General features: G+C 61.4%; 13 protein-coding genes. 6 read left to right on the forward strand and 7 right to left on the reverse strand.

Annotated elements, in window-relative coordinates; genetic code table 11:
- Positions 1 to 64: 64 nt before the first annotated feature.
- The 5 genes from rng to mreB form a co-directional block, all read right to left on the reverse strand.
- Positions 65 to 1,522: a ribonuclease G gene (rng, locus tag JN524_RS17820; RefSeq protein WP_007961585.1), complete on the reverse strand. Its 1,458-nt coding sequence runs from the start codon at positions 1,520 to 1,522 to the stop codon at positions 65 to 67.
- A 58-nt stretch (positions 1,523 to 1,580) separates the two neighbouring features.
- The gene (locus JN524_RS17825) at positions 1,581 to 2,177 is read right to left on the reverse strand and encodes a Maf family protein (protein ID WP_007961584.1); all 597 of its coding nucleotides are present in this window, start codon (positions 2,175 to 2,177) and stop codon (positions 1,581 to 1,583) included.
- Positions 2,178 to 2,221: 44 nt separating this feature from the next.
- A complete protein-coding gene (gene mreD / locus JN524_RS17830) occupies positions 2,222 to 2,713 on the reverse strand; it encodes a rod shape-determining protein MreD (protein ID WP_007961576.1) in 492 nt (163 codons plus the stop codon).
- On the reverse strand, positions 2,713 to 3,825 hold the full coding sequence (gene mreC / locus JN524_RS17835) for a rod shape-determining protein MreC (protein WP_202370275.1): 1,113 nt from the start codon (positions 3,823 to 3,825) through the stop codon (positions 2,713 to 2,715). Before mreC ends, mreD begins: the two co-directional genes overlap by 1 nt.
- A gap of 141 nt (positions 3,826 to 3,966) precedes the next feature.
- Positions 3,967 to 5,004 carry a rod shape-determining protein MreB gene (gene mreB, locus JN524_RS17840; RefSeq protein ID WP_002555108.1) on the reverse strand — a complete coding sequence of 346 codons (1,038 nt, stop codon included), beginning with the start codon at positions 5,002 to 5,004 and terminating at the stop codon, positions 3,967 to 3,969.
- Between the two features lie 211 nt (positions 5,005 to 5,215).
- On the opposite strand from mreB, the gene gatC reads away from it, so the two are divergent.
- From gatC to JN524_RS17870, 6 genes are all read left to right on the forward strand, one after another.
- Positions 5,216 to 5,503, forward strand: coding sequence for an Asp-tRNA(Asn)/Glu-tRNA(Gln) amidotransferase subunit GatC (gatC, locus tag JN524_RS17845; protein WP_003221657.1), 288 nt, complete (start codon positions 5,216 to 5,218; stop codon positions 5,501 to 5,503).
- A gap of 16 nt (positions 5,504 to 5,519) precedes the next feature.
- On the forward strand, positions 5,520 to 6,971 hold the full coding sequence (gene gatA, locus JN524_RS17850) for an Asp-tRNA(Asn)/Glu-tRNA(Gln) amidotransferase subunit GatA (RefSeq protein WP_202370181.1): 1,452 nt from the start codon (positions 5,520 to 5,522) through the stop codon (positions 6,969 to 6,971).
- A 10-nt stretch (positions 6,972 to 6,981) separates the two neighbouring features.
- Positions 6,982 to 8,427 carry an Asp-tRNA(Asn)/Glu-tRNA(Gln) amidotransferase subunit GatB gene (gene gatB / locus JN524_RS17855; protein ID WP_003221653.1) on the forward strand — a complete coding sequence of 482 codons (1,446 nt, stop codon included), beginning with the start codon at positions 6,982 to 6,984 and terminating at the stop codon, positions 8,425 to 8,427.
- Between the two features lie 229 nt (positions 8,428 to 8,656).
- Positions 8,657 to 9,031, forward strand: coding sequence for a septal ring lytic transglycosylase RlpA family protein (locus JN524_RS17860; protein WP_202370182.1), 375 nt, complete (start codon positions 8,657 to 8,659; stop codon positions 9,029 to 9,031).
- A gap of 46 nt (positions 9,032 to 9,077) precedes the next feature.
- Positions 9,078 to 10,139: a calcium/sodium antiporter gene (locus tag JN524_RS17865; RefSeq protein WP_202370183.1), complete on the forward strand. Its 1,062-nt coding sequence runs from the start codon at positions 9,078 to 9,080 to the stop codon at positions 10,137 to 10,139.
- Positions 10,136 to 10,513: a carboxymuconolactone decarboxylase family protein gene (locus JN524_RS17870; protein WP_007966091.1), complete on the forward strand. Its 378-nt coding sequence runs from the start codon at positions 10,136 to 10,138 to the stop codon at positions 10,511 to 10,513. Before JN524_RS17865 ends, JN524_RS17870 begins: the two co-directional genes overlap by 4 nt.
- 85 nt (positions 10,514 to 10,598) lie before the next feature.
- Here the strand turns inward: JN524_RS17870 and JN524_RS17875 are convergent, their stop codons facing one another.
- Both JN524_RS17875 and garD read right to left on the reverse strand, forming a co-directional pair.
- Positions 10,599 to 11,540, reverse strand: a complete 942-nt coding sequence (locus JN524_RS17875; RefSeq protein ID WP_134785438.1) for an AEC family transporter — start codon at positions 11,538 to 11,540, stop codon at positions 10,599 to 10,601.
- Positions 11,541 to 11,788: 248 nt separating this feature from the next.
- The gene (garD, locus tag JN524_RS17880) at positions 11,789 to 13,342 is read right to left on the reverse strand and encodes a galactarate dehydratase (protein ID WP_027610829.1); all 1,554 of its coding nucleotides are present in this window, start codon (positions 13,340 to 13,342) and stop codon (positions 11,789 to 11,791) included.
- Positions 13,343 to 13,349 lie beyond the last annotated feature (7 nt).

The raw sequence follows: 13,349 nt of genomic DNA on the forward strand, positions 1-13,349 counted from the left end.
CCCATGGCAAAAAAACTACTGAAAGCTGAGGCCAGCCGTTGTGGATTAAATGTGCTGCAGGGGTTCAGAGCAGCACCACGTCATATTGTTCCTGGGAATACATGGTTTCGACCTGAAAGCGTATGGTGCGGCCGATAAACCCTTCAAGCTCGGCGACGTTACCGGATTCTTCATCGAGCAAACGGTCCACCACTTTCTGGTTCGCCAGCACCCGGTAACCTTCGGCCTGATAGGCCCGGGCTTCGCGCAGAATCTCGCGGAAAATCTCGTAACAGATGGTTTCCGGGGTCTTCAACTTGCCCCGGCCCTGGCAACTGCTGCACGGCTCGCACAGCACTTGTTCAAGGCTTTCACGGGTGCGCTTGCGGGTCATCTGCACCAGGCCCAACTCGGTGATGCCAATGATGTTGGTCTTGGCGTGATCACGTTCGAGCTGTTTTTCCAGGGTGCGCAGCACCTGGCGCTGATGCTCTTCATCTTCCATGTCGATGAAGTCGATGATGATGATCCCGCCCAGATTGCGCAGGCGCATCTGCCGGGCAATTGCGGTGGCGGCTTCGAGGTTGGTCTTGAAGATGGTTTCTTCAAGGTTGCGATGGCCTACAAACGCGCCGGTGTTGACGTCGATGGTGGTCATGGCTTCCGCCGGATCGACCACCAGATAGCCGCCGGACTTGAGCGGCACCTTGCGCTCGAGGGCTTTCTGGATTTCGTCTTCGACGCCATACAGGTCGAAAATCGGCCGTTCGCCCGGATAGTGTTCCAGACGATCGGCAATCTCCGGCATCAGTTCGGCGACGAACTGCGTGGTTTTCTGGAAAGTTTCCCGGGAATCGATGCGGATTTTCTCGATCTTCGGGCTGACCAGATCGCGCAACGTGCGCAGGGCCAGACCGAGGTCTTCGTAGATCACACTCGGCGCGCCGATGGTCTGGATCTGCGCATTGATCTGATCCCACAGGCGGCGCAGGTAGCGGATGTCCATGAGGATCTCATCGGCCCCGGCACCTTCGGCGGCGGTACGCAGGATGAAGCCACCGGCCTCTTTGATCCCTTCTTTGGCCACACAATCGCTGACCACCTGCTTGAGGCGCTCGCGCTCGGCTTCGTCTTCGATTTTCAGGGAAATGCCGACGTGAGCGGTGCGCGGCATGTACACCAGATAACGCGACGGAATCGACAACTGCGTGGTCAGGCGCGCGCCCTTGGAACCGATCGGGTCCTTGGTGACCTGCACCACCAGGCTCTGCCCCTCGTGCACCAGCGCGCTGATGCTCTCCACCGCCGGGCCTTCGCGAAGGGAGATTTCCGAGGCGTGGATGAATGCCGCACGATCCAGACCGATATCGACGAATGCCGCCTGCATGCCCGGCAGCACCCGGACAATCTTGCCCTTATAGATGTTGCCGACGATCCCGCGTTTCTGCGTGCGCTCAACGTGGACTTCTTGCAACACACCGTTTTCGACCACCGCCACGCGCGATTCCATCGGCGTGATGTTGATCAGAATCTCTTCACTCATGGCAGGGTCTCGTTCAGGCATGTTCACGATAATGGCCGCATCTTGATTCGTACGACGCTTATTGCGCGTTCAGGTTTTGCCAACAGGGTATGCCGAAATGGCCCAACAGTTCTGCGGTTTCGCAAACCGGCAGCCCGACGACGGCCGAATAGCTGCCATTGAGCCCGGCGACAAACACCGCACCGAGGCCCTGAATGCCATAACCGCCGGCCTTGTCCCGGGGTTCGCCACTGGCCCAGTAGGCCGCAGCCTCTTCGCGGCTGATCGGGCGGAACCGCACCAGACTGCGCACCACGCGCGACTCACAGCGCTCGCCTTCGAGCACGGCGATGGCGGTCAGCACTTCATGCTCCTTGCCGGACAACATCATCAGCATGGCGCATGCATCGGCTTCGTCCACCGGTTTGCCAAGAATTTTGCCGTCGAGCACCACCGCGGTGTCCGCGCCCAGAACGCAAAATGCCGCGTCGGACACCCGCGTGCGTCGACCGGCCTCGGCCTTGCCACGCGCAAGGCGTTCGACATAGGCCGAGGGCGATTCTTCAGGGAGCGGGGTTTCATCGATGTCCGCACTGATGGCGGAGAACGGCACGCCGATCTGCGTGAGCAACTCACGCCGACGCGGCGAACCAGAGGCGAGGTAAAGCGGCTTCATCAAGACATCTCCCTTGTCGAGGTGCGGGCACATGCCTGACCGAATCAGTTGATTTTGTAGCGCCGGCGCAATCCACGCAAAGCGAAGCTGACCCAAGGCCAGAGCAAGGCACTGACCAGTGCCGGCAGTACCAGCGCCAGGGTTGGCTGACGGTTGCCGGTCAAGGCGCTGAGCCACAATTGAACCAGTTGAGCGAGGCCGAAGATCACCAGAATCACCAGGCATTGCTGCCACATCGGGAACATCCGCAGACGCTGCTGCAAGGACAGCACGAGGAAGGTGATCAACGTCAGGATCAAGGCGTTCTGACCGAGCAGATCGCCCTGCAGCACATCTTCGGCCAGCCCCAGGCAGAACGCGGTGACCATGCCGACCGTATGCGGCATGTACAACGCCCAGAAAGTCAGCAGCAACGCCAGCCAGAGGGGACGCAGGATTTCCATGAACATCGGCAGCGGTGAAACACTCAGCAGGATGCCGACGACAAACGTCAGCCAGACAATCCAGCCGTTACGCGAAGCAGTAGCCCCGACCATTATTCTTGTCTCCCGGTGTTGGCTGGCGTGGCGGCAGGTGGTTTCGCCGCCGGTCGCGCAGCCGGCTGGGATGCTGGCGGTTTAGCCGCCGCAGGCTTGGTCGCAGCAGGTTTGCTCGCTGCAGGTTTGGCCGGCGTGGTGCTGGCCGCAGCGGCCGGTGCGGCTGGCGCTGCAGCGGCAGCCGGCGTGTTGACAACTTTCGGCACTGTGGCCGGGAGCATCGGGCCACCCCCCTGCGCATCGAGATTTTCCTGGGCCTGCGCCGCATCGTTGGCGCGCTCTTCGGCGGTGCGGTTGTCACTGAACACCAGCAGCAGATAACGGCTGCGGTTCAACGCAGCGGTTGGCACCGCGCGGACAATCGCGAACGGCTGGCCGGAGTCGTGGATGACTTCCTTGACCGTCGCCACCGGATAACCGGCCGGGAAGCGCTGACCGAGGCCGGAGCTGACCAGCAGATCGCCTTCCTTGATGTCGGCGGTATCGGCAACATGCCGCAGTTCCAGGCGTTCCGGGTTGCCGGTGCCGCTGGCAATCGCCCGCAGACCGTTACGGTTCACCTGCACAGGAATGCTGTGAGTGGTGTCGGTCAGCAGCAGCACCCGGGAGGTGTACGGCATCAACTCGACCACCTGGCCCATCAGACCGCGTGCATCGAGCACCGGCTGACCGAGCACCACGCCATCGCGCTCACCTTTATTGATGATGATGCGATGGGTGAAGGGATTGGGGTCCATACCGATCAACTCGGCCACTTCGACCTTTTCGTTAACCAGTGCGGAGGAATTGAGCAACTCGCGCAGCCGCACGTTCTGCTCGGTGAGGGCGGCAAGCTTCTGCATGCGCCCCTGCAACAGCAGGTTTTCGGTCTTGAGTTTTTCGTTTTCGGCGACCAGCTCGGTGCGGCTGCCGAACTGGCTGGCGATACCTTCCCACAGCCGTCCGGGCAGGTCGGTGATCCAGTAGGCGTCCATCAACACCAGCGACGCTTGTTTGCGCGCGGGTTTGAGCAGGTCGAAGCGGGCATCGACCACCATCAGCGCGACCGACAGCACGGCCAGCACCAACAGGCGCACACCCAACGAAGGGCCTTTGGCGAAAAGCGGTTTAATAAGCCGCTCCTCCCAGGCAAATGTTCTGTTTATTCATACGGCATCAAACCGGCCTGGATGAAGACTGACAGAAGATAAACGCCAACAGGCAGCACTGCAAAGTGCTGCCTGTGCGCTCACCCACGTATTGCAAACCGGCGCTTATTCGCTGGAGAGCAGGTCCATGGTGTGCTTGTCCATCATTTCCAATGCACGGCCACCGCCGCGAGCAACGCAGGTCAGCGGATCTTCGGCAACGATCACCGGCAGACCGGTTTCCTGGGCCAGCAACTTGTCGAGGTCACGCAGCAGCGCGCCACCACCGGTCAGCACCAGGCCACGCTCGGCAATGTCGGAAGCCAGTTCCGGCGGCGATTGCTCCAGCGCGCTTTTCACCGCCTGAACGATGGTGGCCAGGGACTCTTGCAGAGCTTCCAGCACTTCATTGGAGTTCAGGGTGAATGCACGAGGAACGCCTTCGGCCAGGTTGCGACCGCGAACGTCGACTTCGCGAACTTCGCCGCCCGGGTAGGCCGTACCGATTTCCTGCTTGATGCGCTCGGCAGTCGATTCACCGATCAGGCTGCCGTAGTTGCGGCGCACGTAGGTGATGATTGCTTCGTCGAAGCGGTCGCCACCCACGCGGACGGATTCGGCATAGACCACACCGTTCAGGGAGATCAGCGCGATTTCAGTGGTACCACCACCGATATCGACGACCATCGAACCGCGTGCTTCTTCAACCGGCAGGCCGGCACCGATCGCAGCAGCCATCGGCTCTTCGATCAGGAACACTTCACGGGCACCGGCACCGAGGGCCGATTCACGGATGGCACGACGCTCAACCTGGGTGGATTTGCATGGAACGCAGATCAGCACACGAGGGCTGGGCTGCAGAAAGCTGTTTTCGTGAACCTTGTTGATAAAGTATTGCAGCATCTTTTCGCAGACGCTGAAGTCGGCGATCACGCCGTCCTTCATCGGACGAATGGCAGCAATGTTGCCCGGCGTACGGCCGAGCATGCGCTTGGCTTCGGTGCCGACAGCAACGACACTTTTCTGGTTACCGTGTGTCCGAATGGCCACAACCGATGGCTCATTCAGGACGATACCGCGCTCGCGCACGTAAATAAGGGTGTTGGCAGTGCCCAGGTCAATGGAAAGATCGCTGGAAAACATGCCACGCAGTTTCTTGAACATGGGAAAGGGACCCTAGGCAACGCGTGGGTAAAAAAGTGCGGCAAACTCTAACAACGACAGGGATTTTGGGCAAGGCGCCAATATGTTAAATTGGCCGCTTTTCTGTGCACCAAGCCCCACAATCGCGGCCTTATGACCGTAGAAGTGCGGTAGTGTTCCGACAATCTAACACACGGACGCCGTCCGTTCTGTTTTCCACTGGAGAATCCCGATGGCGCTAGAACGCTCCGACGTGGAAAAAATCGCACATCTGGCCTGCCTTGGCCTGAATGATGCCGATCTTCCGCACATTACTTCCGCCCTCAACAGCATTCTCGGGCTGGTCGACGAAATGCAGGCCGTCGACACCGACGGTATCGAGCCTTTGGCCCACCCGCTGGAAGCCAGTCAGCGCCTGCGCGCCGACGTCGTGACCGAGACCAATCACCGCGAGGCCTATCAGTCCATCGCACCAGCGGTCGAAAACGGCCTGTATCTGGTTCCGAAAGTCATCGACTAAAGGGAAAGAGCCTGCAATGCATCAAATGACTCTGGCCGAGATCGCCCGCGGTCTCGCCGATAAAAAGTTTTCCTCCGAAGAGCTGACCAAAGTCCTGCTGGCGCGTATTACCCAGCTCGATCCGCAGCTCAACAGTTTCATCAGCCTCACCGAAGAGCTGGCACTCGAGCAGGCGAAAGCCGCCGACACGCGCCGGGCCAACGGTGAGAGCGGCGCCCTGCTCGGTGCGCCGATCGCCCACAAGGACCTGTTCTGCACCCAGGGCATCCGCACCAGCTGCGGCTCGAAGATGCTCGACAACTTCAAAGCGCCGTACGACGCCACCGTGGTCGCGAAACTGGCCGCTGCCGGCGCCGTGACCCTGGGCAAGACCAACATGGACGAATTCGCCATGGGTTCTGCCAACGAGTCGAGCTGGTACGGCGCGGTGAAAAACCCGTGGAACCTGGAACACGTGCCGGGCGGTTCGTCCGGTGGTTCGGCGGCGGCGGTTGCCGCTCGTCTGTTGCCGGCGGCCACGGCCACCGACACCGGCGGTTCGATCCGTCAGCCCGCTGCATTCACCAACCTGACTGGCCTGAAACCGACGTACGGTCGTGTTTCGCGCTGGGGCATGATCGCTTACGCCTCCAGCCTCGATCAGGGGGGCCCGTTGGCGCGTACGGCCGAAGACTGCGCGATTTTGTTGCAAGGTATGGCCGGGTTCGACCAGAACGACTCCACCAGCATCGATGAGCCGGTTCCGGATTACTCCGCCAGCCTCAACACTTCGCTGCAGGGCCTGCGCATCGGCGTGCCGAAGGAATACTTCAGCGCCGGTCTCGACCCGCGCATCGCCGAACTGATCCAGAACAGCATCAAAGAGCTGCAGAAGCTCGGTGCCGTGATCAAGGAAATCAGCCTGCCGAACATGCAGCACGCGATTCCTGCGTACTACGTGATCGCCCCGGCCGAAGCGTCCTCGAACCTGTCGCGTTTCGACGGCGTGCGCTTCGGCCATCGCTGCGAAAACCCGGAAAACCTGATCGACCTGTACAAGCGCTCCCGTGGCGAAGGTTTCGGGCCTGAAGTGCAGCGCCGGATCATGGTCGGTGCCTACGCGCTGTCCGCCGGTTACTACGACGCCTACTACCTGAAAGCGCAGAAGATCCGTCGCCTGGTGAAAAACGACTTCATGGCGGCCTTTAATGAAGTCGACATCATCCTCGGCCCGACCACGCCGAACCCGGCCTGGAAGCTCGGCGCGAAGAACAGCGATCCGGTCGCTGCCTATCTGGAAGACGTCTACACCATCACCGCCAACCTCGCAGGCCTGCCGGGTCTGTCGATGCCGGCCGGTTTTGTCGACGGTCTGCCGGTGGGCGTGCAGTTGCTTGCGCCGTATTTCCAGGAAGGCCGTTTGCTCAACGTTGCGCACCAGTATCAGTTGAACACTGACTGGCACACCCGCACCCCAACCGGCTTCTGAGGAGACACACATGCAATGGGAAGTCGTGATCGGGCTGGAGATTCACACTCAGCTCACTACCCGGTCGAAAATCTTTTCCGGTAGTTCCACCCAGTTCGGCTCCGAGCCGAACACCCAGGCCAGCCTGATCGACCTGGGCATGCCCGGCGTATTGCCGGTGCTGAACCAGGAAGCGGTGCGCATGGCGGTGATGTTCGGTCTGGCGATTGACGCCGAGATCGGTCAGCACAACGTGTTCGCCCGTAAAAACTACTTCTACCCGGACCTGCCGAAGGGCTACCAGATCAGCCAGATGGAATTGCCGATCGTCGGCAAGGGCCACCTGGACATCGCGCTGGAAGACGGCACCGTCAAACGTGTCGGCATCACCCGCGCGCACCTGGAAGAAGACGCCGGCAAGAGCCTGCACGAAGAATTCAACGGTGCCACCGGCATCGACCTGAACCGTGCCGGCACGCCGCTGCTGGAAATCGTTTCCGAGCCGGACATGCGCAGCGCCAAGGAAGCCGTGGCGTACGTCAAGGCGATCCACGCGTTGGTACGTTATCTGGGCATCTGTGACGGCAACATGGCCGAAGGCTCGCTGCGTTGCGACTGCAACGTCTCGGTACGTCCGAAAGGCCAGGTCGAGTTCGGCACCCGCTGCGAGATCAAGAACGTCAACTCGTTCCGCTTCATCGAGAAGGCGATCAACTCCGAGATCCAGCGGCAGATCGAGCTGATCGAAGACGGCGGCAAAGTGATCCAGCAGACCCGTCTGTACGATCCGAACAAGGACGAGACCCGTCCGATGCGCTCCAAAGAGGAAGCCAACGACTACCGTTACTTCCCCGATCCGGACCTGCTGCCGGTGGTCATCGAAGAGTCGTTCCTCGGCGAGGTGCGCGCCACCCTGCCGGAACTGCCACCGCAAAAACGCGAGCGCTTCCAGAGCCAGTTCGGTCTGTCGGCCTACGACGCCAACGTGCTGGCCACCAGCCGTGAGCAAGCGGACTACTTCGAGAAGGTCGCAGCCATCGGCGGCGACGCCAAACTGGCGGCGAACTGGGTGATGGTCGAGTTGGGCAGCCTGCTCAACAAGCAAGGCCTGGACATCGACGAGTCGCCGGTTTCCGCTGAACTGTTGGGCGGCATGCTGCAGCGCATCAAGGACAACACCATCTCCGGCAAGATCGCCAAAGTGGTGTTCGAAGCGATGGCCAACGGCGAAGGCACGGCGGACGAGATCATCGACAAGCGCGGCCTCAAGCAAGTGACCGACACCGGCGCGATCTCGGCGGTTCTGGACGAAATGCTCGCGGCCAACGCCGAGCAGGTCGAACAATACCGTGCGGCAGACGAAGCCAAACGCGGCAAGATGTTCGGCTTCTTCGTCGGCCAGGCCATGAAGGCTTCGAAAGGCAAGGCCAACCCGCAGCAAGTGAACGAACTGCTGAAAAGCAAGCTCGAAGGCTGATGCAAATGGGGCCAGACCTGAAGCCTGGCTCCATCCCCTGTGGGAACAATCCATGGCTGAAGGGGTTTTGTGGTGAGGGGATTTATCCCCGATGGGCTGCGAAGCGGCCCCAATTCTTCTGTATCTGGAATTTGGGGGCGCTGCGCGCCCCTTCGGGGATAAATCCCCTCGCCACAGACGCTGATCTCCACATTGGGTTGTTTCCACATTTGTTTTGTGGAGCTTTCGAATGAAACGCCTGCTCGGCGCCTGCGCCCTGCTCTCCTTGCTCGCCGGTTGCGCCAGCAACGACATCATCGACCCGCACGGTTACGACCAGACCGGTGTCGCCTCTTATTACGGTGCCAGGCACCACGGTAAACGCACCGCCAGTGGCGAGCCGTTCAACCAGCATTCCCTGACCGCCGCCCACCGCCAATTGCCATTCGGCACACGGGTGAAGGTCACCAACCTGAAAAACGACAAATCCTGCGTTGTGCGCATCAATGATCGCGGCCCGCACACCCGCGGCCGCTTGATCGATGTCTCGCGTGAAGCGGCCGAACGCCTCGGCATGCTCGGCAGCGGCACGGCGCGGGTGCGCATACAGGCCCTCGACGACTGATGGAGCGCTGACCATTTTTGCTCTAGCCGATTTACCGCTGATCAATGTGATCGAACTGCTCAGCGGCCTGGTCCTGCTGATCCTCGGTGCCGAACTGATGGTGCGCGCCGCGGTGCGTCTGGCCGCGCGCCTGCATGTGCGCCCGCTGATCATCGGCCTGACCATCGTCGCCCTCGGCAGCAGCGCCCCGCAGATGGCGGTCAGCCTGCAAGCGACGCTGGCGCACAACCCCGACATCGCCGTCGGCAGCGTGATCGGCAGCAGCATCTTCAACATCCTCGTGACCCTCGGCCTGTCGGCGCTGATCATTCCGCTGCGGGTCTCGCGGCAACTGGTGCGCCTGGATATTCCGCTGATGATCGGCGCCAGCCTGCTGGTGTTCGTCCTCGCCTGGAACGAACAGATCGGCCGCTTCGACGGTGTACTGCTACTCGCGGCACTGGCGTTGTATCTGGGCCTGCTGCTGCGCCAGTCGCGGCACTCGGCGCGCCCGCATTCGGAATTGCCGCAAGCCCCGCAGGCACCGTGGTTCAGCAGTCTGCTGATGATCGTTGTCGGCCTGGCGCTGTTGGTGTTCGCCGGGCATTTGCTGCTCGGCGCAGCGGTGGCGGTGGCGACCGATCTGGGCTTCTCCGAACGGGTGATCGGACTGACCGTGGTCGCGGTCGGCACCTCGCTGCCGGAACTCGCCACCTCGCTGATCGCCGCATTGCGCGGCCAGCGTGACATTGCCGTGGGCAACGTGATCGGGGCCAACCTGTTCAACTTGCTCGGGGTGCTCGGGGTCACTGCGTTGATTGCGCCGACGCCGTTGTCGGTCTCGCCCAACGCGCTGGATTTCGACTTGCCGGTGATGCTCGGCGTCGCCGCGCTGTGCCTGCCAGTGTTCTATTCCGGCTATCGCGTGACCCGCGCCGAAGGTTTGTTGCTGCTCGGTTTGTACGCGGCATACGGGCTGCACGTGGTGTCGTTCACCACCGGCATGCCGCTGGCCGGCAAACTGGAAAAGCTGATGCTGTTCTACGTGCTGCCGACGCTGCTGGCGTTTCTGTTGTTCACGTCCGTACGCGCCTGGCGCCGCCAACACCACAAGAGGGATGTGCCATGACCGATTCGCAGAAAACCGGGGTTGAAATCCGCCGTCAGGTAATGGGCGATGCGTTCGTTGATCGCGCGCTGGGCAACGCCACCGAATTCACTCAGCCGTTGCAGGATTTCGTCAATGAACACGCCTGGGGCGGCGTGTGGAATCGCGAAGGTCTGCCACTGAAAACCCGCAGCCTGATCACCCTTGCTGCGCTGACCGCGTTGAAGTGCCCACAGGAGTTGAAAGGCCACGTGCGTGGTGCGCTGAACAATGGCTGCACGGTCGAGGAGATTCGCGAGGCGCTGCTGCATTGCGCGGTGTACGCCGGCGTGCCCGCAGCGATTGATGCGTTTCGCGCGGCGCAGGAAGTGATCGACAGTTATCAGAAAAACTAAAAGATCGCAGCCTTCGGCAGCTCCTACAGGAGAACGCATTCCAATGTAGGAGCTGCCGCAGGCTGCGATCTTTTGATCTTGCCCTTCAGATCCACCCACCCCACTGCAACAGAAAGATCCCGATATTGGTGGTCACCGCCGCCATCAGCGTGGTCAGCACAATGATCGCCGCTGCCAGCTCATGATTGCCCTGCGCCGCCCGGGCCATGACGAAACTGGCCGCCGCCGTCGGGCTGCCGAAGTACAGAAACAGAATCCCCAGCTCCGCCCCGCGAAAGCCCCACAGCCACGCGCCAAGTGTCGCCAGCACCGGCAGGCCGATCATCTTCACCAGACTCGAACTGAGCGCCATGCTGCCGCTCTTGCGCAGCGCCGCCAGTGACAGCGTGCCACCAATGCAGATCAGCGCCAGCGGCAAAGTGGTTTGCGCCAGATACTGGCCGGAGGTTTCCAGCCAGCCCGGCAGGCTGATCTGAAAATACGCGAACGGCGCGGCGGCAATCACGCTGATGATCAGCGGGTTGCTGAACACGCTTTTGCAGATGCTCCACGGATCGGACTTGATCACCGGGCTGTACACCGCGAGCACGATGGTCGACAGGGTGTTGTAGAACAGGATCACCAGCGCCGCGAGAATCGCCCCGAGGGAAATCCCGTAGTCGCCGTACATGCTCGCCGCCAGCGCCAGACCGATCACCCCGTTGTTGCCGCGAAACGCACCCTGGGTGTAGATGCCGCGATCTTCACGCGGACACTTGATGATCGCCCAGCCCCAGGCCAGGGCAAAACTCACCAGCGTCGCGATCGCAAAATAGATCAGCAGCGCCGGTTGCAGTGCGGCATGCAGGTCCGCATGCAGAATCCCGAGAAACAGCAGCGCCGGCATGCTGACGTTGAACACCAGCGCCGAGGCGGTGTGGATGAAGTTGTCGTTGATCCAGTCGATGCGCTTGAGCAACACCCCGAGGAACAGCATGGCGAACACCGGCGCGGTGATGTTCAAGGTTTCGAGGAAGATTGCCAGCATGCCGGGGGGAGCCTTTGGGTGAGCGTCGTCAGGGCTTAATGATAAGCCAAAAGCTTGAAAAGCCCCTCACCCTAACCCTCTCCCGGAGGGAGAGGGGACTGACTGAGGTGTGGTGCGTCATACATCGACCCGAGAGACCGAGTCGATTATGGATTCGGCAGATCCCTTTCAGGTCGGTGTATTACTAGAATATTCCCGGATCGGCCCCCTCTCCCTCCGGGAGAGGGTAGCTTTTGCCTTACAAACCATCAGGTAATCGGCGCCGGATTGAACAGGGTGATGTCGTTATGCAGCTTGTGCTTCTCCGCCCAGGTCTGCTGCTTGCCGCTCGCCACATCCAAGTAGTAGTGGAACAACTCCCAGCCCAATTCCTCGATGGTCGCGCGCCCGGTGGCGATCCGTCCGGCATCGATGTCGATCAGGTCCGGCCAGCGCTGCGCCAGCTCGGTGCGGGTCGAGACCTTCACCACCGGCGCCATCGCCAAACCATACGGCGTACCCCGCCCGGTGGTGAACACATGCAGGTTCATCCCCGCTGCCAACTGCAAGGTGCCGCAGACAAAATCACTCGCCGGGGTCGCGCAGAAAATCAAACCCTTCTGCTTGAAACGCTCGCCCGGGCCGAGCACGCCATTGATCGCGCTGCTGCCGGATTTGACGATCGAGCCCAGCGACTTCTCGACAATGTTCGACAACCCGCCCTTCTTGTTGCCCGGCGTGGTGTTGGCGCTGCGATCCGCTTCGCCCTTGGCCAGATAGCGGTCGTACCAGTCCATCTCGCGCACCAGTTCCTGCGCCACGGTCTTGGTTTCGGCACGGGAAGTCAGCAGATAAATCGCATCGCGCACTTCGGTGACTTCGGAAAACATCACCGTCGCCCCGGCGCGCAGCAGCAAGTCCGAGGCATAACCCAGCGCCGGGTTGGCGGTGATGCCGGAGAACGCATCGCTGCCGCCGCACTGCATGCCGAGGATCAGCTCGGAGGCCGGCACGGTTTCGCGGCGGCGCTGGTCGAGCTTCTTCAAACGGACTTCGGCCAGCGCCATGATCTGCTCGATCATCTCGGTAAAACCGTGGCTGGAATCCTGAAGGCGATACAACCACGGCTCGCTGAGATCCACCGAGGCATCGTCCTCGTGCATCACCTGCCCGGCCTGCAATTTCTCGCAGCCGAGGCTGATCACCAACGCTTCGCCACCGAGGTTCGGGTTGCGCGCCAGATTGCGCACGGTGCGGATCGGGATGTAGGCGTCGGTGGCGGTGATCGCCACGCCGCAGCCGTAACTGTGGGTCAGCGCCACCACATCATCGACGTGCGGATATTTCGGCAGCAACTCGTCCTTGATGCGTTTCACCGCGTGATCGAGCACGCCAGTGACGCACTGCACCGTGGTGGTGATCCCGAGAATATTGCGCGTGCCGACGGTGCCGTCGGCGTTGCGATAACCCTCGAACGTGAAGCCTTCCAGCGGGGCCTGCGCGGCCGGTACTTCGGTGGACAGCGGCAAGCTGTCCAGCGGCGGCGCGGTCGGCATGCGCAGTTGATCTTCCTTGACCCAACTGCCACGCGGGATCGGCTGCAACGCGTAGCCGATGGTCTGGCCGTAGCGAATCACCTGGCCGCCCTCGGGAATATCCTCGAGGGTGACCTTGTGGCTCTGCGGCACAAAATCCACGGTCACCAGACCGTCCGGGAACTCGGTGCCGGCCGGTACGCCCTGGTCGTTGACCACAATCACTACGTTGTCCCGCTCGTGCAGGCGGATGTAGCGCGGCGAGTCGGAATGTTCAATCAACTGCATGACGCCG

It is taken from the genome of Pseudomonas sp. MWU318 (assembly GCF_016756945.1).
In the GTDB taxonomy this organism is placed as follows: domain Bacteria; phylum Pseudomonadota; class Gammaproteobacteria; order Pseudomonadales; family Pseudomonadaceae; genus Aquipseudomonas; species Aquipseudomonas putida_A.

Bases quoted from the DNA above. Each gene is read 5' to 3' on its own strand.
- gatB (WP_003221653.1), top strand. From the start codon at position 6,982: ATGCAATGGGAAGTCGTGATCGGGCTGGAGATTCACACTCAGCTCACT.
- mreD (WP_007961576.1), bottom strand. From the start codon at position 2,713: ATGGTCGGGGCTACTGCTTCGCGTAACGGCTGGATTGTCTGGCTGACG.
- gatA (WP_202370181.1), top strand. From the start codon at position 5,520: ATGCATCAAATGACTCTGGCCGAGATCGCCCGCGGTCTCGCCGATAAA.
- garD (WP_027610829.1), bottom strand. From the start codon at position 13,342: ATGCAGTTGATTGAACATTCCGACTCGCCGCGCTACATCCGCCTGCAC.
- JN524_RS17875 (WP_134785438.1), bottom strand. From the start codon at position 11,540: ATGCTGGCAATCTTCCTCGAAACCTTGAACATCACCGCGCCGGTGTTC.
- gatC (WP_003221657.1), top strand. From the start codon at position 5,216: ATGGCGCTAGAACGCTCCGACGTGGAAAAAATCGCACATCTGGCCTGC.
- rng (WP_007961585.1), bottom strand. From the start codon at position 1,522: ATGAGTGAAGAGATTCTGATCAACATCACGCCGATGGAATCGCGCGTG.
- JN524_RS17870 (WP_007966091.1), top strand. From the start codon at position 10,136: ATGACCGATTCGCAGAAAACCGGGGTTGAAATCCGCCGTCAGGTAATG.
- mreB (WP_002555108.1), bottom strand. From the start codon at position 5,004: ATGTTCAAGAAACTGCGTGGCATGTTTTCCAGCGATCTTTCCATTGAC.
- JN524_RS17825 (WP_007961584.1), bottom strand. From the start codon at position 2,177: ATGAAGCCGCTTTACCTCGCCTCTGGTTCGCCGCGTCGGCGTGAGTTG.
- JN524_RS17860 (WP_202370182.1), top strand. From the start codon at position 8,657: ATGAAACGCCTGCTCGGCGCCTGCGCCCTGCTCTCCTTGCTCGCCGGT.